12 protein-coding genes and 2 pseudogenes are annotated in these 19,866 nt (G+C 69.1%); 7 read left to right on the forward strand and 7 right to left on the reverse strand.

Annotated features, from left to right (window positions below):
• Positions 1–95: 95 nt before the first annotated feature.
• Positions 96–7,865, forward strand: coding sequence for a polymorphic toxin-type HINT domain-containing protein (locus tag ACH5AR_RS14435; protein WP_396301712.1), 7,770 nt, complete (start codon positions 96–98; stop codon positions 7,863–7,865).
• A gap of 191 nt (positions 7,866–8,056) precedes the next feature.
• On the forward strand, positions 8,057–8,401 hold the full coding sequence (locus ACH5AR_RS14440; protein WP_396301713.1) for a hypothetical protein: 345 nt from the start codon (positions 8,057–8,059) through the stop codon (positions 8,399–8,401).
• A gap of 66 nt (positions 8,402–8,467) precedes the next feature.
• On the opposite strand, the pseudogene ACH5AR_RS14445 reads toward ACH5AR_RS14440, so the two are convergent.
• The 3 genes and pseudogenes from ACH5AR_RS14445 to ACH5AR_RS14455 form a co-directional block, all read right to left on the reverse strand.
• Positions 8,468–9,761 (reverse strand): annotated as a pseudogene (locus ACH5AR_RS14445) (tyrosine-type recombinase/integrase).
• On the reverse strand, positions 9,761–9,970 hold the full coding sequence (locus ACH5AR_RS14450; protein WP_396301714.1) for a helix-turn-helix domain-containing protein: 210 nt from the start codon (positions 9,968–9,970) through the stop codon (positions 9,761–9,763). Before ACH5AR_RS14450 ends, ACH5AR_RS14445 begins: the two are co-directional and overlap by 1 nt.
• A complete protein-coding gene (locus ACH5AR_RS14455; protein ID WP_396301715.1) occupies positions 9,967–11,415 on the reverse strand; it encodes a replication initiator in 1,449 nt (482 codons plus the stop codon). The genes ACH5AR_RS14450 and ACH5AR_RS14455 overlap by 4 nt, the downstream gene beginning before the upstream one ends.
• 854 nt (positions 11,416–12,269) lie before the next feature.
• Here ACH5AR_RS14455 and ACH5AR_RS14460 point away from each other — a divergent pair.
• From ACH5AR_RS14460 to ACH5AR_RS14475, 4 genes and pseudogenes are all read left to right on the forward strand, one after another.
• Positions 12,270–12,338: pseudogene (locus tag ACH5AR_RS14460) on the forward strand (hypothetical protein); the annotation flags it as partial.
• 239 nt (positions 12,339–12,577) lie between these two features.
• Positions 12,578–13,465 carry a transcriptional regulator gene (locus ACH5AR_RS14465; RefSeq protein ID WP_396301716.1) on the forward strand — a complete coding sequence of 296 codons (888 nt, stop codon included), beginning with the start codon at positions 12,578–12,580 and terminating at the stop codon, positions 13,463–13,465.
• A gap of 314 nt (positions 13,466–13,779) precedes the next feature.
• Positions 13,780–14,007 carry a hypothetical protein gene (locus ACH5AR_RS14470; protein WP_396301717.1) on the forward strand — a complete coding sequence of 76 codons (228 nt, stop codon included), beginning with the start codon at positions 13,780–13,782 and terminating at the stop codon, positions 14,005–14,007.
• 768 nt (positions 14,008–14,775) lie between these two features.
• The gene (locus ACH5AR_RS14475; RefSeq protein WP_396301718.1) at positions 14,776–15,123 is read left to right on the forward strand and encodes a hypothetical protein; all 348 of its coding nucleotides are present in this window, start codon (positions 14,776–14,778) and stop codon (positions 15,121–15,123) included.
• A gap of 175 nt (positions 15,124–15,298) precedes the next feature.
• On the opposite strand, the gene ACH5AR_RS14480 is transcribed toward ACH5AR_RS14475, so the two are convergent.
• Positions 15,299–15,904: a tyrosine-type recombinase/integrase gene (locus ACH5AR_RS14480; RefSeq protein WP_396301719.1), complete on the reverse strand. Its 606-nt coding sequence runs from the start codon at positions 15,902–15,904 to the stop codon at positions 15,299–15,301.
• A 555-nt stretch (positions 15,905–16,459) separates the two neighbouring features.
• Entirely contained in the window at positions 16,460–17,872 is a 1,413-nt protein-coding gene (gene glnA / locus ACH5AR_RS14485) for a type I glutamate--ammonia ligase (RefSeq protein ID WP_396301720.1), read from the reverse strand.
• A gap of 275 nt (positions 17,873–18,147) precedes the next feature.
• On the opposite strand from glnA, the gene ACH5AR_RS14490 reads away from it, so the two are divergent.
• Positions 18,148–18,615: an RDD family protein gene (locus tag ACH5AR_RS14490; protein ID WP_396301721.1), complete on the forward strand. Its 468-nt coding sequence runs from the start codon at positions 18,148–18,150 to the stop codon at positions 18,613–18,615.
• A 119-nt stretch (positions 18,616–18,734) separates the two neighbouring features.
• Here ACH5AR_RS14490 and ACH5AR_RS14495 read toward each other — a convergent pair whose 3' ends face one another.
• Positions 18,735–19,424: a DUF4191 domain-containing protein gene (locus ACH5AR_RS14495; RefSeq protein ID WP_396301722.1), complete on the reverse strand. Its 690-nt coding sequence runs from the start codon at positions 19,422–19,424 to the stop codon at positions 18,735–18,737.
• A 109-nt stretch (positions 19,425–19,533) separates the two neighbouring features.
• Positions 19,534–19,770 carry a hypothetical protein gene (locus ACH5AR_RS14500; RefSeq protein WP_396301723.1) on the reverse strand — a complete coding sequence of 79 codons (237 nt, stop codon included), beginning with the start codon at positions 19,768–19,770 and terminating at the stop codon, positions 19,534–19,536.
• Between the last annotated feature and the right edge of the window lie 96 nt (positions 19,771–19,866).

Raw genomic sequence — 19,866 nt, forward strand, 5'->3', positions numbered from 1 at the left:
AACGGATGTATCCATCCGACACGGGCGCCTCGCCAGGACCGCGAAAGCGTCGGTCCGAGGCAATAACGCGTCCTGTGCTCCGTAAAGTCGCGCCCATGGCGGTCGTGGCGCTGATAGCAGCTGCCGTCCAGATTCCGGCCATCGCGGTCGCGGCTGACAACGCGGCCAAGCTCCCGCCCCCCCAGCGTGTCGAACCGGTTCCGCTGGTGAAGGTCGAGGTCGAACGCCCGGCCCCGAAGGCGGCCCAGCCTTCGACCGCGTCTCCGGCAGCCGCATGGCCCAGGCCGGGGAAGGCCGAGATCGACCTGCCGGCGGCCTCGGCGCAGAAGTCCGCCCCCGAGGCGAAGGCGCCCGGCCTGCCGCTGACCGTCGCCTCCCTCGGGCAGGACCAGGCGGTGGGCGGGCCGTCGAAGGTCAAGGTGGGCCTGTCGGACCGGGCGGCCGCGGCCACCGTGGGTCTCGACGGCGTCCTGGTCGACCTGGAGCCGGTAGCAGGCAGCCCGACGCCCGACAAGGCCCGGGTCCAGCTCGACTACAAGGCCTTCCGCGAGTCGTTCGGGGCCGACTGGGGATCCCGCCTGACGTTTGTCCAGCTGCCCTCGTGCGCGTTGACCACCCCGGACCAGCCGGAGTGCCGGACGACCACGCCGGTGGCGGCGTCGAACGACAACAGGGCCGGGACCCTGACGGCGGAGGTCGCGGTGGCGGCCCCCGGTGGCCGGCCCTCCGACGGCACGGTCAAGGCGTCCTTCGCCCAGGCCGCGGGCACCTCGGCCGCCGGAGCGACGGTGCTGGCCGCCGTCGCCGGGGCGTCGGGGCCGGAGGGCAGCTACAAGGCGACCTCGCTCTCCGCGTCCAGTACCTGGTCGGTGAGCGGCAACAGCGGTTCCTTCAACTGGTCCTACCCGATCCAGGTGCCGCCGGTGCCGGGGGACCTGACTCCCCAGGTCGCCCTCACCTACTCGTCCGCGGCCATCGACGGACGCACCGCGTCCACCAACAACCAGTCCTCGTGGATCGGCGACGGCTGGGACTACAACCCCGGCTTCATCGAACGCAGCTACACCGGTTGCGCGGCTGACAAGGGGTCGGGCAGCAACGCGCCCGACAAGGGCGGCGACCTGTGCTGGAAGTCCGACAACGCCACGATCTCGCTCAACGGCAGCAGCTCCGCCCTGGTACGCGACGACGCTTCCGGCACGTGGAAGCTGTCGAACGACGACGGCTCGCGTGTCGAGAAGCTCAACGGCACGGCGTCGGACACCGCCAACGGTGACACGGACAACGAGTACTGGAAGGTCACCACGACCGACGGCACCCAGTACTTCTTCGGCAAGAACCGCCTGCCCGGCTGGGCCAGCGGCAAGCCCGAGACCGGCTCGGCCCTGACCGTGCCCGTGTTCGGCAACCAGCCCGGTGAACCCGGCTACGCGCCCGCCTTCAAGGACTCCTGGCGCGACCGGGCGTGGCGCTGGCAGCTGGACTACGTCGTCGACCCGCACGGCAACGCGACCGCGTACTTCTACGACCAGGAGAAGAACGCCTACGCCAGGAACAGCGGTGCCGTCACGGCGACCCCCAAGGCGGATGCGCTGTACACCCGTGCCGCCACGCTGAACCGCATCGAGTACGGCCACCGCGCGGGCCAGGTCTACAACGCATCGCCCGCGGGCAAGGTGGCCTTCTCCACCGCGGACCGGTGCACGGCGGCCGACTGCTCCTTCACCAAGGCCAATGCCGCCTACTGGTACGACACCCCCGTCGACCAGTCCTGCGACAAGGGCGAGGACTGCCGCAACGGCGCCCCGACCTTCTGGTCCAAGAGGCGGCTGACGGGCATCAGCACCCAGGCCCTCCAGGGTGACGGCAGCTACCGGGACATCGACAGCTGGAGCCTGGACCAGGACTTCCCCGCCACCGGCAGCAGCGGCGGCCGGGCCCTGTGGCTGAAGTCCATCACCCGCACGGCCAAGGCCGGCACCGCCCCGCTGGTCCTCCAGCCGGTGACCTTCGGCCACGGGAACGACCCGCTACCCAACCGGGTCGACTCCGATGAGGGCCGGTCGCCGCTGTACCGGTTCCGGATCACTCGGATCACCTCCGAGACCGGTTCCAACACCGACATCACGTACACGGCCGCCGACTGCGTCGCAGGCGCCCTGCCCTCGCCGGACAGCAACACCAGGCGCTGCTACCCGTCCTGGTGGACACCTGAGGGAGCGGTCGACCCGGTCCTCGACTGGTTCCACAAGTACCTCGTGGAGAAGGTCACCGAGCACGACCTGGTGGCCGGTTCCGGATCCCCCGACAAGGTCACGAGCTACGAGTACCTCGACGGGGCGGCCTGGCGGCGCGACACCTCCGAGTTCACCGCCGACAAGGAGCGCACCTGGAACGACTTCCGGGGCTACCAGCGGGTCCGCACCCGTGTCGGCGACTCCGCGAGGAGCCTGAGCGAGACCGTCTACTTCCGCGGTATGGACGGTGACACCCTCGCCGACGGCAAACCCCGGCCTGTCAGCCCCCTCCGCGGGGTCAAGGACAGCAACGAACTGGCCGGCTTCGCCCGCGAGACCATCGTCTACGACAAGGACGACAGCGACGGCGGCAAGCCCCTCACCAGCACGGTGAACGAGCCCTGGCTCCGCGGCACCGCGAGCCGCGCGGTGAAGGCCCTGCCCAGCAAGGACGGCAAGCCCACCACGACCCTGCCGGCCGAGCCCAACCGGCCCGAGGCCACGGCCCTGCCGCCGGTGACCGCCACGATGGTCCGCACCGTCAGCGAGACCACCACGGCGCTCCAGCCGGACGGCAGCACGGCCCGCACGCTCCGCCAGAGCCGCACCTTCGACGACTACGGTCAGGTCACGACGGTCTCGGACGAAGGCGACACCGGCGTCACCGGTGACGAGCAGTGCACCCGCACCACCTACGTCACCCCGGACACCGCCAACTGGCTCGTCTCCTACCCGCAGCACGTGCAGACCACCAGCACACTCTGCTCGGACGGGGCCACGCCGACGACCGTCACGAGCGAGGCCAGGACGGCCTACGACGGCAGGCCCCTCGGAGCCGCACCGGAGCCGGGCAAGGGCAACGCCACCACGACGGAATCCGTGGACCGCTACGACGGAGCCACCCCGCACTACCAGACGGTCAGCGCCACCACGTACGACCAGTACGGGCGAGCCACCTCCGTCAGGGACGTCAACAACGCCGAGACCACGACGTCCTACACCCCGGCGAGCGGCTCCCAGGCCACGGTCGTCCAGTCCACCAACCCCAAGAAGTTCACGACCACCACCACCTACGACGGCCTGCGCGCCCAGCCGGTGAAGGTCGTCGACGCCAACAACCGCACGACGTACGTCGACTACGACGCCCTCGGCCGCACCACCGCCGTGTGGAACCCCGGCCGGGACAAGAGCGCCTCGCCCAACGCGACCTACACCTACACCATCGAACCCGGCAAGCAGCCCGCCATCACGACCCGGACGCTGCTGGAGAACGGCGCCTACCGCACCGGCATCGCCCTGTACGACGGCCTGTTGCGCTCGCGCCAGGTCCAGGAACAGGCATACGACGTCGATGGCGGCCGCAACATCACCGACAGCTTCTACGACAGCCACGGCCGGGTCTACCGCACCAACGTGGCGTACCACACCACCGGGGCCCCGGAAGCGGTGCTGTGGATCGGTCTGGACAACAAGGTCCCGTCCCAGACGGAGACCGAGTTCGACGGTCTCGACCGGCCCACCGCCAGCATCTTCAAATCGCTGAACAAGGAGCAATGGCGCACCACCACCCGCTACGGCGTGAACTGGGGCGCGACCACCCCGCCCGAGGGCGGGACACCGACGCTCACGATCACCGACGCTCGCGGGCGCACCTCCGAGGTGCGGCACTACAAGACCGGAAGCCCGGACATCGGCGCCGACGCTTCCGCCTACGAGGCCCTCAAGTACACCTACAACCCGGCCGGCAAGCTCACCCGGTTCACCGATGCCGCGGGCAACGCCTGGACCTGGGAGTACGACCTGCTCGGCCGCCAGACCAAGGCCGTCGACCCGGACAGGGGCACCACCACCAGCACCTACAACCCGGACGGCACCCTGGCCACCGTCACCGACGCCCGCGGCAGGACGCTCGCCTACACGTACGACATCCTCGGCCGCAAGACCGCGATGTTCGACGGCTCCACGACCGGCACCAAGCTGACCGAGTGGGCCTACGACACCCTGCCCGGCAGCAACGGCATGGCCACGGGCAGCACCCGTTGGGAGAACGGCAAGGCCTACACCACCGGCATCACCGGATTCGACGGCGCCGCCCGCCCGTTGGGCAGCACCGTCACCATCCCGGACAGCGAGGGTGCCCTCGCCGGTACCTACACCACCTCCCAGACCTACACCCCGAACACGGGGCTCGCGGACACCACGACCTACCCGGCCGCAGGAGGACTCCCCCAGGAGGGCATCCACCGCAACTACACCCTGCTGGGCCTGCCCACCACCGTGAGCGACGGCAGCAACCGGGTCTACTCCCACGGCAACTCGTATGACGCCTACGGTCAGGTCACACAGAGCATCGCCGGCCCCTTCGGCTCCCGTGCCGTCCAGAGCTACGTCTACGAGGACGCCACCAAGCGCCTCGCACTGGTCCGGACGGACCGGGACAGGGGCGGGCCGCAGGTCCTCGACAAGAAGGTCTATACCTACAACCAGGTCGGGAACATCACCCGGGTCCGTGACGACCGCGACAACGCCGCCGTCACGGACACCCAGTGCTACACGTACGACTTCGCGCAACGCCTGACCAACGCCTGGTCGGCGACCGACGACTGCGTCGCCCGGCCCACGCCGACCAGCAGCCCGTACGTCGGCGGAGTCGACCCGTACTGGACGAGCTACACCTACGACGCGGCCGGCAACCGGACCCAGGCGACCAACCGCACCAGCGGGGCCGCCGCGGGCCCGCTGATGGACACCACCAAGGTGAGCTCCGTCGCCATCGCCGGTGACGGCCAGACCGCCTCCGTCGCGATCGCCGAGGGCCAGGCCTACCTCGCCCAGCAGCGCGCCAACGGAACCTGGCGCAACTACGAGAACCTGCACACCACGACCCAGGCCGGCGCTCTCACCGCCCCGGTCGAGCACGTCGCGGCAGCCTGGGCGGACAACACCCTGCAGATCATGACCGTCGCCGGTGGCAGGATCTGGCACACCCTGCGCAAGGCGGACGGTTCGTGGCAGCCCTGGGGCGACGTCACCGGTGTCGTCGGTCCGATCGCCGACCCCAACCAGCTGTCCCTGTCCGCCACCGCCTCCGGATTGGAGGTCCTGACCCTCTCCGACGGCGTGCTCAAGCACACCGTGCGCAAGCCCAACGGCCAGTGGGAAGCCTGGGGCAACGTCTACGGCGAGACCGGCAGTCTCACCGGCGCCACCCGCATCACCAGCGCGGCCACGGGCACCGGTCTCGAGGTCATGGTCATCGCGGGGGACAAGCTCTGGCACACCATCCGCTACGCCGACGCCAGCTGGCAGAAGTGGGGCGACGTCTACGGCGTCACCGGCGAACTCACCTCGTCCACCGGCATCAGCGCGACCGCGACCGGCGCCGGCCTCGAAGTCGCCGTGATCGCCGGCGGGAGCATCTGGCACACCGTCCGCAACCCGGCCGGCAGCTGGCAGCAGTGGGGCAACGTCAGTGCGGCCGTCGGCCGGCTCGACCAGATGGTGTCCGCGGCGGTCGTCAGCTCCTCGGGCAACCTGAAGCTGATCGCAGCCGCAGGAGGAGTCCTCAACTACACCAAGCGGGATTTCACCACGGGCAGTTGGCTCCCCTGGGCCCAACTCACCCAGACCACGGAGAACCAGCAGAGCGACCAGACCCAGCGCTCCTCCACCTATCCCGCGGCGGGAGGCACCCGGCCCCACGCCCTGTCCCGGGTGGACATCACGGGCACCGGTGCGAGGACCGACACCTTCACCTACGACGAGGCCGGCAACACCGTCCGCCGGGTCACCGCCGACGGCGACCAGAGCCTCGAATGGGACACCGAGGGCCACCTCGCCAAGTCCACCACCGCGGGCAAGAGCACGACCTTCCTCTACGACGCGAACGGCAACCGCCTCCTGCGCCGAGAGCCCGCTGCGGTGACGCTCTACCTGGACGGCCAGGAGCTCAAGCTCGACAAGGTCGCGAACAAGGTCACGGGCACGCGCTACATCTCCCTCGTCAACGCCACCCTCGTCAAGGGCTCGGACGGCAGCCTCAACTACCTCATCAACGATCGGCAAGGGACCGCCCAACTCACCATCGACGGCGACAGCCTCGCCGCCACTCGGGGCGATACCACGGCCTTCGGCACTCTCCGGGGCAAGAAGCCGGCGTCCTGGCCCAGCGAACGCGGCTTCGTCGGCGGCACCAACGACGCCACCACCGGCCTCACCCACCTCGGAGCCCGCGAGTACGACGCGGAGAACGGCCGCTTCATCTCGGTGGACCCGGTCCTCGACCTCACCGACCCGCAACAGATCAACGGCTACGCGTACAGCAACAGCAACCCCGTCAACCTCTCCGACCCCAACGGACTGCGGCCCGAGGGGGTCTGCGGCGGATTCGGCACCTGTTACGACGACAAGGGCTATGTCACCACCGAGACGTTCAAGCTGGAGGACGACGGTACCTGGACCGAGAACTACTGGAACCAGTGGAGCGGGAGCAGGGAGCACCCCAATGTCGTAAGCCCGCACATGCACATCGTGCACCGCGGCGGGTCGCTCAAGGAGAACCTCCGCGGAGCGTTCGACGCGCTTCAGTACGTCCCCGGGCTGAACGTCATCGGCGTCGCGGGTGCCACCTTCATGGACGTCGCCGACGGCAAGTACATGAACGCCGTCCAGAACCTCGCGGGCGTCGTCCCCGGTGGGCGTGCGGTGTCGCTGACCGGAAAGGCCGGGAAGGCTTTCTCGGCGGCCGAAAAGGCCGAAACCATCGCCGACAGGGCGTCCGACGCGCTGGCCCTCCTCGCGTGCGGCGGCTCACCGGATGGCGCCCCGCACAGCTTCCCGCCCGGCACACGTGTCCTCCTCGCCGATGGCACGACCCAGACGATCGAATCCCTCCGACTCGGTGACCAGGTCCAGGCGACCGATCCGACGACGGGAGAGACCGAGTCCAAGTCGGTCGTCCGCACCATCCGGACCCCGGACGACGAGCACTTCACCGACCTTCAGCTCCAGGTCGACAGCCCCGACGGCGCCGCCGGCACCGTGGAGACGCTCACCAGCACCCAGCACCACCCGTTCTGGGACGAGACCACCCGCCAGTGGACCGACGCCGCCGACCTCACCCCCGGCGACACGGTCCGCACCATCGACGGCCGCACCCCCACGGTCCTGTCAGTAAGGAACTACGACACCGCCCCCCAGGTCGCCTACGACCTCACCATCGCCGACCTCCACACGTACTATGTGCTCGCAGGCGCCACGCCGATCCTGGTTCACAATTGTGGGGAAACGGGCGATGAGGCGGCGCAAGAGGCGCAGGAAACGCTGCTTCATGGTCCTTTCCATCGAAAGGCCTCGCCGACTCAGACCGATGAGCATGCACGGCTGCAGCAGGAGAATGGTGAGCTTTGGGGTGGACTCTCCCGCTTGGGAGGAGATGAAGCCGCGAAGGCCCATATCGGCCCGCTTCCTGATGGCGCCCGAGGCGTGGAGTTCTATACCACTATTCGCCCTCGGGAGGCATTCCCCGGATATGTGTGGTGGGAAGTTGGAAGGGTTCCCGGGGTGAGGTTGGAGAATGGATTTGCAAAGATTCCAATCCTCATCAGTAAGAATACGCAAATTGGCTAGTCTACCGACCAGCTGATTTGATCGCTTGGCCTACGCGGGACTTCCGTGTGGTTCTGAGTGATCACGCGCTCGGCCGGTTGCACCAAGCTTCTGCTTGGTGCAACCGGCCGGGTAGTCCATGGGGCCTCGGTCGCGATTGCGGATCTGGGTTGCGTATGCGAGTTCTGGTTGCGAAGAAAAGAGAAGGCTGAATGTCTGGCTGGGAGCAGGTAGGGATTTCGTTCTGGGAGCGGGCGGGGGGCGAGAAGGCGGCACTTGCCATGTTTGCGCAAACTGCCCGGGAGGAGCCGTTCGCTGATCTGAGCTTCGAGTATCCAGAAGATGAGGACGGGCTCGGATTTGCAGTGGTCAGACTGCCGTCCCAGGCACTCGTTGCGGTAATTGACGACCCTGAGAACATTATTAAAGGGGTGGTGTTGTATCGAGTTGGCGACATCGACGAGCAAGCCGTTCTCCGGGAGTTTGCAGAGGTATTCGATATCAGCGCCTCGGATATCAAATGGGTCGCTGGTCAGCCGATGACCCTTGATTCCTGATCCGATTCACCTTCGATGCCTCTGGCAACGCTCGGAGCGTCTTGACGGCAGTAGTTGACGGCAACGTCAACGGACGGGGGCTGCACACAGCGGCGGGTCGCCACCGTCCTCGGGGTCGGCGGCGGCCTGCGAGCGCTTGCCGAGGGTGCGACCGAGGAGGTCGATGGCGTCGCGTTGGAGGCGGAGCCGGACATGGGCGTAGACGGTGGCGGTGACGACGATGTGGGCGTGTCCGAGGAGTTCCTTGATGACGACGAGTTCGACGCCCTGTTCCAGGAGGAGGGTCGCGGTCGAGTGCCTCAGGTCGTGGAAGCGGATCTGCCGGAGGCGTGCGCAGCGGAGGAGCGCGTTGAAGTGCCGGGTGAGGGTGGCGGGTTCGATGGGGTGACCGTCGGGACGGGTGAAGACGTGGCCGCTGTCCACCCAGCGCGCGCCGGCCTTTTGCTTCTCCTGGGCCTGGTGCCTGCGGTGGGCGCGGAGTGCGAGGAGACAGGGGGCCGGGAGGACGATGCGGCGTTCGGAGCTGACTGTCTTGGTGGGGAGGGTGGTCAGGCCGCCGGCGCGTGCGCTGGCGGGTGTGGCGGATGCTGGCGTGGTCGAGGTCTTCCCAGCGCAGGCCGAGGAGTTCGCCCTTGCGGAGTCCGGTGCGGAGCGCGAGTTCGAACAGCGCGTGGAGGCGGTGGCCCTGAGCGGCGGAGAGGAGGGTGCGGGCCTCGTCGGCGGTGAGGGGTTCGAAGCGGCGGGGGTGGGGTGTGCCCGTGCGGACGTTGCGGGCGACGTTGCGCGGGATCTCTTCCTCCCGGACGGCGTGCTCCAGGGCGGACTTGAGCACGGAGTGGATGTAGGCGAGGGTCAGCGGGGAGAGCCGCTTGCCGCAGCACGTACCGGTCGCGCAGCAGCGGGGGTGGTCACGGGCGACGTCGAGGCCACGGGCGCAGCACTGGCAGGAGGCGCGGAGCTGGTTCAGCCAGGTGCGGACGTCCTTGGCCGAGAGCTTGGCGAGCTTCTTCTTGCCCAGGCCGGGGATGAGGTAGCGGTTCGTGCAGGCGGTGTAGCGGGCGTGGGTGTTCTCGCGGAGCTGGTGGACGGCGACGTTCTCCAGCCAGTACGTCAGGTACGCCCCCAGGCTGCCCTGGACAGAGACGACCGGGACGCCGCGGTTGCTGGCGGCGATCTTCTCGGTGAGCTTGGCGAGTGCTTCCTTGCGGGTGATGCCGTAGACGCGGACGCGCTTGCGGGCGTCGCCGGGGGCGAGGACGTAGCCGGCGGCTTCCCAGCGGCCGTCCTTGCGCTGGTAGACGGTGCCGTCGCCGTTGGCGCGGACGCGACGGGAGGCGGGGGTGTCGCGGAGTGCGGTCATCAGGCGGCTTCCTGTTCGAGTCGGGTGCGGATGAAGTCAGTGAGAGCGTGGGCGGGGACGCGGCGGGCGCGGCCGAGAGTGATGGAGGCGAGCTGCCGGGTGCGGAGCAGGTCGTAGACGGCGGAGCGGCCGAGTTGGAGGCGGGCCATGACCTGGGGAGCCGTCAGTAGGTCTTCGCCCGTCCCCGGTCCGGGGAGCAGAGCGCTCATGAGGGGCCGCCCACTGCTGTGAACTGCCGTTCCGCTTCTCTGCGGTGCCAGACGGCGGCGGCGAGGAGTTCCGCGCCGGGGCTGTAGCCCGAGCCGTGGTAGGCCCAGTGGCCGATGACGAGGGTCGTGCTCGGGTCGAGGTCGGGCAGGCCGGCGTGTGCGCGGGCCTGTTCGGTGCGCCAGGTGCGGCGGTCGTCGCGCAGCTGGCCGAGGGTGACGGAGTAGCAGCGGGACTTGGTGGAGAAGTGGCCCCGGAAGCCGAGCATGTGCGCCCACTTCCAGAGCTTGAGGTCGGCGAACTCCGGGCGCTTTCCCAGTTCCCAGCAGGTGCGGATCATCTGCCGCACGTGGCGTTCGACGGCGAGGCGGGGCAGAGGCCGGGCCTGTCCGGTGCCGCCGCAGGCGGTGCACGTGAGCGGGGTTCCGTGTGCGGCCAGGGTCAGGCCGCGTCCCTGGCAGGGGCGGCAGAACAGGGCGCGGTCGAGAGCGCCGGATGAGTCGGCGGACTTGGTGGCGTACTTGGTCACGTAGGCGGCGACCGCGTGATCGGTGAGCTCGGAGTTGGTGCCGAAGGCGGCGATCTCGCGCACGTCGAGCTGTTCGCCCCAGGCGAGTTCGCGTTGCCCGACCGCGTCCGAGACGACGCTGATCGAGACGCGGGCGGCGGCGGCCCGGATGGCGTCGGCGAGCACGCTCACGGTGGCGTAGGGCGGCGGGGGCTGGGTGCTGCCGTCCGGGCCGTCGAGGCGGATCACGGCGTGGAAGTGGACCAGGCCGCGCTTCTGGTACTCGGCGACCTTGGCGAAGGAGACGCGCAGCACCGCGCGGGCGGCTTTCTGGGTCGGGCCGAGCCGGGCGGCGATCTCACGGCGCAGGTAGATCGTGAAACGAGCCCACAAGGCTCCGGCGTGGGCGTTGAACAGCACCGCGCCCGGGTAGTCGTAGGTCTTCGGGTCCAGCGGTGTGTCGAGCAGCGCGTCCGCGGGTTCATGGAGCTTGCCGCAGCGGCAGGGCCGCAGGGCACCGCCCGCGTCGGTGGGGCGGTTGTGGACGGGGCCGAAGGACGGCGCGGTGAGCGTGGCGAACACGCGGGGGTGGGTGCGGACGGTGTCCGGGACGCTCTTGCCGCCGGTCAGGCCCGCCCGGATCAGTTGGAACGTGTCGGCGGCGTAGACGCGGGAGCAGGCTAGGCAGCGCGAGGCGCGGCGGTTGCCGCAGGCCGTCAGGAGGCTGCCCGTGGGCTCGTCGGCGGTGGTGTAGGAGCGCAGTACCTCGCCGGTTGCCGTGTCGATGGTGGTGGTCTGGCCGATCAGGCGCACGGGTTCGGTGCAGCCGCCGAGGTGGTCGAACTGCTGGTGCGCGCGGTCGAAATCGGGGAGGTTGACCAGGTCGATCAGGTCCCGCAGGGCGGGGCTTGCCACGTGGCGCCGGTCCAGGGTGACCATTCGGGGCGTGTCCCTTCTGTCGGGTGGGGTGGCCCCGAGCAGCAACCAGCCATTCAGGAAGGCGTGTTGGTGCTGCTCGGGGCATGGCGAATCGAGCCCGGTCGGGCAGGGGTCGGTCAGGTGGGGAGGGGGCCGGCGGGCTTCAGGCGGAGAGCTGAGCGTGTGCGGCGGTGGCCAGCGGCAGCGTGACGCCCAGGCGGGCCTTCAGTTGACCAGGCGTGATGTGCTTGCCTCGTTCGGCCTGATGGATCTCGGCGATGCGCCGGCAGCGATCAGCAGGGCCTCAGGGACGGCCGGGAGCGCGGCGGACGCGGTCCTCTTTGGCCGGCACGGGAGCAGGCTCAGGCTCAGCGGCGAGGATCACAGCCGGGGCAAGCGCCGACTCGGAGGCCGGTGCGAGGTCGAGCGGCGCGATCGGGTCCGACGGGTGTTCCACGGCCGGAACCGGGACGGGGGCCCCACCGGCTTCGGGGCGCTCAGGGTGTGGAAGTGGCGGAGGAACTGCGGCCGGCCCCCGGAGGCGTACCAGGAACCCCCGGGGACCGCCAAGGCCGAGCGCAAACGTCACCCGGTGAGCCTTGGCGGCCCCCGGAGAACCCTGGTCCGGCGAAGCTGCCCGACCGACGAGGGACCCGTCCCGCTCAGGCCCGCAGCCTGCCGGAGGCTCCGGCGCCGCGCCGCTCCAGTAACCGCGTGCCCGACGCTGTGCGTGGCGGTGGGGCACCGTCCCGGGTGGGTATCTGCCCGGAGAGCCCGGTCAGTTTGCCCGTCAGGCGTACCGTGGCGCTGGAGGTGGTGAGCAGATGACGACGGAACTCGCGGACAACGTACGGAAGTACCGGCGCCGCGCCGGGATGAGCCAGGAGGAGTTCACCCACTCGGCGGGCCTGTCCCCGGCGACGGTCCGGAAGGTCGAGCAGGGCGGAACGGTCCGTATGGAGACGCTTCACGCTCTGGCCCGCGCGATGGGCATCCCCACGGCGGCGCTCGTCGCGTCCGACGCGCCAGAGCCCGTGGGACGGGCGGAGGAGCCGAACCGGCTCAACGTCATCCAGCTTCGCGCCGCGCTCACCCCGGCGGTGGGGCTGGTGGACCAGGACGCCCAGGCCGTGGGCGAGGAACCGAACCTGCGCGCTACGCGCGAACGGTTCGAGACGCACGGGTGCTGTACTTCTCCGACAGCTACCAGAGCGGCGCCACCCGACTGCCCGGTCTGCTGCGGGACGCCGGGCGGGCCGTTGCCCACTTCGACAGCGGCGAGGAGCACCGGCAAGCCCTGCTCGCCCGCGCCGAGGCGTTGCGCCTGGCCGGAACCTACCTCACGCAGGTGAGGCAGTACGACATCGCCTACACGGCCCTGCGAGGAGCCATCGCGGACGCCCGGGAGGGCGGGGACCTGCTCGCCGCCGGGTCCGGAGTCGGCTGCATGTGCTGGCTGCTGGTGCGGCAAGGCCGGCTGGAGGAGCCGGAACGGATCGCCGCCCAGAGCATGGACGTGGTGGAGCTGAAGATCACCGGCGCCGAACCCGACCACTACGCGGTGTGGGGCGGTCTGGCCATGGAGGCCGCAGCCGCGGCGGCACGCAACAACCGCCCAGACGAGGCCAAGGAATACCGCAGGGCGGCGCGGGTGGCGGCAACCGCCGTCGGCACGGCACACCGCAACGTCTCCCGGCACTGGTCCGTCTTCGGCCCGGTGACCGCCGCCATCAAGGCACTGGAAGACTCCATGGTCGTCGGGGACGCCCGCGCGGTGGTGCGCAAGGCGGGCGAAGAGGTCGAGCTGTCACTGAAGGCGTGGAAGCGACTGGGCAGGCCCAGCACGAACGACGGGAACCGCTTCACCCTGGACGTAGCCCGAGCCCACACTCGAACCGGAGACCTGTCGGCGGCCATGGACGAGCTGACCCGCGCTCGTGAAGCCGCCCCCGAGTGGCTGAGGCACCAGAACTCGGTGGCCGAGACGATGCAGGACATCCTGAGCAAGCGCAAGCGCACGCTGACCAGCGACATGCGCGAGATGGCCGGCTACCTGGGTGTCGTCGGATAGCTGCTACGTAGCGTGGCAGTTCGCGGCCCTTGCGTTGGTATCAACCCTGCTGGGCGCGTGGATTGACGGACAGTCAGGTCACTACGTCGCCGCGTCCTGTTCCAGCGACCGAGGCCGGAGATCCACTGTGGGCATGCCGAGGAGCGACGCGGACCGTCTGCGTCGCAGGGAGTTGCACGAAGCGGCGTCGGGCATGGCGGGACCCCGCCTGCTGCCGATGGAGCACCGAGGACGGGCGCCCCTGCTACCTGAGCACCGACGGCAAGGGCTACATCTCGACGCTCGCTGACGGCATCGAAGCCGTGCAGCTCGGCATGAGTCAGGAGCTGCTGGAGTACGCCCGGGGCATCCTGGCCCCCGGAGCCAAGGCGCAGTCGGTGATCGAGTACCGCTGGCTCGCCTGCCGGCTGACCGAGGCCCTGTCGGACGCGCTCAGGGTCGCCGAGTCGAGCGGAGAGCGCATCCCGGCGCCGCAGGAGGAGGTGGCCGAGGAGGGAGAACCTGCGAACGCCGGCCCCCTTGACGGGAACGGGGATGGCTGACGGGCAAGGCCACCCGCTACCGGTTCCGCGAGTACCACGTGACCACCGTGACCGACCCCATGGCGCTGCCAACCTTCGAGGCGGGCTGCGTCACCGGCGAAGAACGGAACTGCGCCGCCGCGTCCGGTGAGATGCACACCCCGAGGAGCTGATGCGCTGGATCGCCGGCCACTGCGCGCAGACCGGCCACCAGTCGTGCGAGCAAACCACCCGTACCGTCCTCCGCGCCGAGCCCGGAGCTTGGCAGTAGGATCACGCGCGCAGCCGTCGGCAAGGGCGATTGGTCTACACATCTGACGGCAGCGGCGACGGCAACAACCACGGACTTCAGCGCACATCCACGGACACCGACGTACCGTCAACCTGCGAAAAAGCAGGTAGAGAAGGGTCGCGTAGCACACGTCCTATGTGCTCGCAGGCGCCACTCCGGTCCTCGTCCACAACTCTTCGTGCCCGAGATTTGTGGTTTCCTCGAATGGCACCATCGAGGACCTGCAGAATCCTCTTAGGAGGTCTGATTTCGATAACCTTCCCGCCGGAAGGCAGGGGCACGTTCGGGAGATCCCTGATGAGCAGACCATGCGCGATGCTTTCGAGCGCTGGACTGCTGGCGCTGAGCAACTTCCAGCGCGAGGCCCAAAGATCCCCCGAGGTGTATCGATTGCCAGATGGCAGCGTGATCCAGTGGAGAACGGCCTCTGCGTCTGGTGGAGCTACAATAGACATCCAGCCTGGTAGCGGCGGAAAGCCAATGAAGGTTCACTTGCCATGATTGACAGTCGCGTATTCGCCGACGTACTGATCGAAGGGATGGACGACTGGGTCCCCATCGATCAGCTCATCTGGGCCGCACGGGAAGGGGCAAAGGGGGCTCCGTTGAAGGAGTTCTTCGCCGATCTTCTTCACTTTTTGTTTGAAAATGACTTGATCGCGATTGGCGAACTTGCCGCAGAGGGATTCTTGCCGTGGGAAGGGGAGGCTGGCGAAGTTGTCCAGCTGGTTCTCGACGAGCTTGACCGGCTTTCTTGGGAGCCCGAGCTGGGCAGTCGCGCCTGGATTTCTAATACGGGAGCAGGCAATGAGGTCGCCCGGTCGCTAATTGACTGCCGACTTTAACCGTGGGCTGTAGGTTAATGGCTTCCGCTTCCATGATGTTGATGACTTCGAAGCGTGGTTGATTGATGCCGACGCGGCGATGTGACTCGACGTAGCTCGAAACACGCGCGGCCCCGTCGGAATGTGACTCCGATGGGGCCGCTGCGGCATCCGACGGCAGTAGTTGACGGCAACGTCAGCGGACGGGTGCTGCACGAAGCGGTGGGTCGTCGCCGTTGTGGGGCTCGCTGGCCGCTTCGGAGCGACTGCCGAGCGAGTGGCTGAGGAGGTCGATGGTGTCGCGTTGGAGGCGGAGACGGGCGTGGGCATATACCGTCGCGGTGACGCCGATGTGCGCGTGACCCATCAGCTCCTTGATGACGACGAGTTCGATGGCTTGTTCCAGGAGGAGGGGCGCGGTCGAGTACCTCAGGTCGTGGAACCGGATGGCCCGCACGGGGGAGCGGTGCAGTGGCGCGTTGAAGCGCCGTGTGAGGGTGGTGGGCTCGATGGGATGGCCGTCCGCGGGTGAACAGGAGGCCAGTGTCCACCCAGCTTGCGCTGCCCTGCTGCTTCTCTCGGCCTGTCGGACGAGGTGCGCGCGGAGCGAGTGACGCAGGCGGCCGGGAGGGCGATGCGGCGTTCGGAGCCGGCGGTCTTGGTGGGGAGGGTGGTCAGGTCGCCGGTGGCGGTGCGCTGGAGGGTGTGGCGGATGCTGGCCGTGCCAATGTCGAGGTCGAGGTCTTCCCAGCGCAGGCCGAGGAGTTCTCCTTGCGGGATCCGGTGCGGAGGGCGACTTCAAACAGGGCGTGCAAGCGGTTATCCTGCGCGGCAGTGAAGAAGGTGCGGGCCTCGTCGGCGGTGAACGGGTTGAAGCGGCGCGGCCAGGGCGTCCCCGGTATGAACGGTGCGCGGGATCTCCTCCTCGCGCACGGCCTGCTTCAGAGACGACTTGATCACGGAGTGGATGTAGGCCATCGTCAGCGCTTGCAGCAGCACCTCTGACGATGAAACAGCAGCGCGGCCAACGGCGTACCTGAGCATCGGGCGCGCGGCGGTCAGGTCCGGTGACGAGGGGTCAGAGCGCGGAGGCGCGGGTGTGGTCATATGGGTTCGTGGAGCCTGTCGCAGCGGCAGGGTCGGAGGCTGCCGTCCGGGTGGACGGGGAGTGGTGGGTACGCAAGGGTGGGGGCGGACGGTGTCCGCGCCCCTTGCCGGCGGGTCGGGCTCGGCTGGGTTTGTTGGAGGCCCAGGGGCGAGGGGAGAAGCCCCACCAGGCGGTGCCTGGCGGGGCTTCGGAGTGGTGTGACGCGCATCGGCTCGGTGAGCCCCCGCGCGGGTGCCCCGGGAGGGCGGTTCAGAGGTCGTAGTAGAGCTCGAACTCGTGCGGGTGGGGGCGGAGGGCGATGGGGGCGATCTCGTTGGTGCGCTTGTAGTCGATCCAGGTCTCGATCAGGTCCGGGGTGAAGACGTTGCCGGCGAGGAGGTACTCGTGGTCGGCCTCCAGGGCCTCCAGGACGGCGGGGAGGGAGGACGGGACCTGGGGGACGTTGGCGTGCTCCTCCGGGGCCAGCTCGTAGAGGTCCTTGTCGACGGGCTCCAGCGGCTCGATCTTGTTGCGGATGCCGTCGAGGCCGGCCATCAGCATGGCGGAGAAGGCGAGGTAGGGGTTGGAGGCCGGGTCGGGGGCGCGGAACTCGATGCGCTTGGCCTTGGCGTTGGAGCCGGTGATCGGGATGCGGATCGCGGCGGAGCGGTTGCGCTGCGAGTAGACGAGGTTGACCGGCGCCTCGAAGCCCGGGACGAGGCGGTGGTAGGAGTTCACCGAGGGGTTGGTGAAGGCGAGCAGCGAGGGGGCGTGCCGGAGCAGGCCGCCGATGTAGTAGCGGGCGGTGTCGGAGAGCCCGGCGTAGCCCTGCTCGTCGTAGAAGAGCGGCGAGCCCTCGCTCCACAGGGACTGGTGGACGTGCATGCCCGACCCGTTGTCGCCGAAGATCGGCTTGGGCATGAAGGTGGCGGTCTTGCCGTTCCGCCAGGCGACGTTCTTGATGATGTACTTGAACAGCATCAGGTCGTCGGCGGCGTGCAGCAGGGTGTTGAACCGGTAGTTGATCTCGGCCTGGCCGGCGGTGCCGACCTCGTGGTGCTGGCGCTCGACCTCCAGCCCGGCCTTGGCGAGCTCCAGCGACATCTCGGCGCGCAGGTCGGCGAAGTGGTCGACCGGCGGGACGGGGAAGTACCCGCCCTTGTACTTGACCTTGTAGCCGCGCGCGTCGCCCTCGGCGGCGCCGCTGTTCCAGGCGCCGGCCTCCGAGTCGATGTGGTAGAAGGACGCGTTGGCGCTGGTCTCGAAGCGGACCGAGTCGAAGACGTAGAACTCGGCCTCGGGCCCGAAGAAGGCGGTGTCGGCGATGCCGGAGGAGGCCAGGTAGGCCTCGGCCTTGCGGGCGACGTTGCGCGGGTCGCGGCTGTACGCCTCGCCGGTGACCGGGTCCTGGATGAAGAAGTTGATGTTGAGGTGCTTCTCGGCCCGGAACGGGTCGAGGCGGGCCGTGGCGAGGTCCGGCACCAGGGCCATGTCGGACTCGTGGATGGCCTGGAAGCCGCGGATCGACGAGCCGTCGAACATCAGGATCTCGGACGGGTCGAAGGTCGCCGCAGGTACGGAGAAGTGCTGCAAGACGCCCGGCAGGTCGCAGAACCGGACATCGACGAACTTCACGTCGTTGTCCTGGATGTACTGCTTCACTTCGGCGGCGTTGTTGAACATCCATCCTCCTCGGCGTGCGAAATTGGGCTCACCATAGGAATGGGTCGTTTCCGGCCGGTGACCCGCTCGTTTCCTCGATGTTAACCACGCATGCCGGACGGCTGGCAAAGCCGTACGGCAGCGGACAAATCACCATGCCCAGCTGGATACCTTCCCCTGAGTGGTCTGGACCACTCGGAAAGTACCGGACCGACGATTCACCCGGTCGGGGGCGATGGCCCGGCCGGAGGGGAGCCGGTGGCGGCGGGAGGCGTCAGCCCGGTTAGTGTGGATTCGTGGACACCAGAGAAGCTTTGGGATCGTGGATCGACGGCCCCCGGGCGGCCGCCGAGAAGATGGGCGCCGACTTCGGCCACCGCGGCGAGCGCCTCGGGCTGCCCAAGGAGGGCCCCGGCTCGATCGCCGGCCCCGGCCGCCGGATCGGCGCGCTGTTCGTGGACGGCTGGCTCGTCGCCCTGATCTCGTACGGGCTGATCGCCCGCGGCGACCAGGCCGAGGCCAACCTCTGGACCAGCCCGCTGTACTTCCTCGTCGCGGCCCTGCTGCTGTCCACCACCGGCACGACGGTCGGCAAGCGGCTGTTCGGCCTCCGGGTGGTGCGCCTGGACGGCCGCCGCGCGACCATCCCGCAGGTCCTGCTGCGCACCCTGCTGCTGTGCCTGGTCGTTCCGCCGCTGGTCTGGGACCGCGACACCCGCGGCCTGCACGACAAGGCGGTCGGGACCGTCGAGGTCCGGATCTAGAGGTCCGGATTCGGGGAGCGTTCCGGCCGGTCCGCGCCCCGAGCAGCGCGTGACACGGGAACGGCCCCGCCGCGGAGCTTCCGCGGCGGGGCCGTTCCCGTGTTGTCAGGGAGGGAGGGTCAGCGGGACTGGCCGCCCTTGGGCATCCGGGCGCCCTTGGGCATCGGGCCCTTGGGGATCGGCGCCTTGGAGAGCAGGTCGCCCAGCGCGCGCAGGCGGTCGTTGGTCTCGGTGACCTGGGCGGCGGTGATGGCGCGGGGCAGGCGCATCAGGTGGATCTGGAGCTTCTTCAGCGGGACCTCGCCCTCGCCGTTGCCCACCACGATGTCGTGCACCGGCACGTCGCCGACCACCCGGGCCATCTTCTTCTTCTCGGAGGCCAGCAGCTGGCGGACCCGGTTCGGGTTGCCCTCACCGATCAGCGCGATGCCGGCCCGGCCCACGGCGCGGTAGACCGCGTCCTGGTTGCGGGTGACGGCGACCGGGGTGGTGTTGGAGGTCCAGCCGCGCCGGATGTTGTCCAGCACCGCCGCGACGGCGCCCGGCTGCCCCTCCATCTGCCCGAACGCGGCGCGCTCCGCCCGGCGCCCGAAGACGATCGCCATGGCCAGCACGGCCACGATGAAGCCCAGGATGCCCAGGTAGACGGGATGCTCGATCGCGAAGCCGATGGCGAGGAACACGCCGAAGGTCAGCAGGCCGACGCCGGCGATGATCAGGCCGATCTTGGTGTCGACCTTCTTGGTCATGGTGTACGCCAGGCGGATCTGCTTCAGTCGCCCGGGGTTCTCGGATGTTTCCCTCGCCATAACGCTCATGGTACGTGGCACGGGTACGGGATATCCAAGCCCGGGTACCCGTTCGCCCCAACCGTGACCCGCGGGCCGGCGCACCGTCGCACAGAGCGACGCCCGGGCTCTAGGGTCCTACGGCCCGTCCCGCCACCGTCCCGGCCACCGGAGCGATCGTCCCGGCCACCGAAGGCACCGTCCCGGCCGCCGTCACCGCCCGGTCGTGCCGGCGGTCCGCCGCGTGCTGCCGGTCCTCGCACACCGCCGCCCACGCGTTGCGGCGGGCGTGCCGCTGCCCGGGGGCCAGCAGGACGCTCTCGGCGAACCGCAGCGCCACCCCCATCGATCGGATCCGCATCCGCATGCCGAACAGCTCCTCCCGTGGCTGAGAAGAATCGAACGCTCACCAGGCGTCCAGCCTCCCCACCCCGTGTTACCAGCCCGTGACCAGGCAGTCAAA

This window comes from Kitasatospora sp. NPDC018619 (genome assembly GCF_044391605.1).
Taxonomy (GTDB): Bacteria; Actinomycetota; Actinomycetes; order Streptomycetales; family Streptomycetaceae; genus Kitasatospora.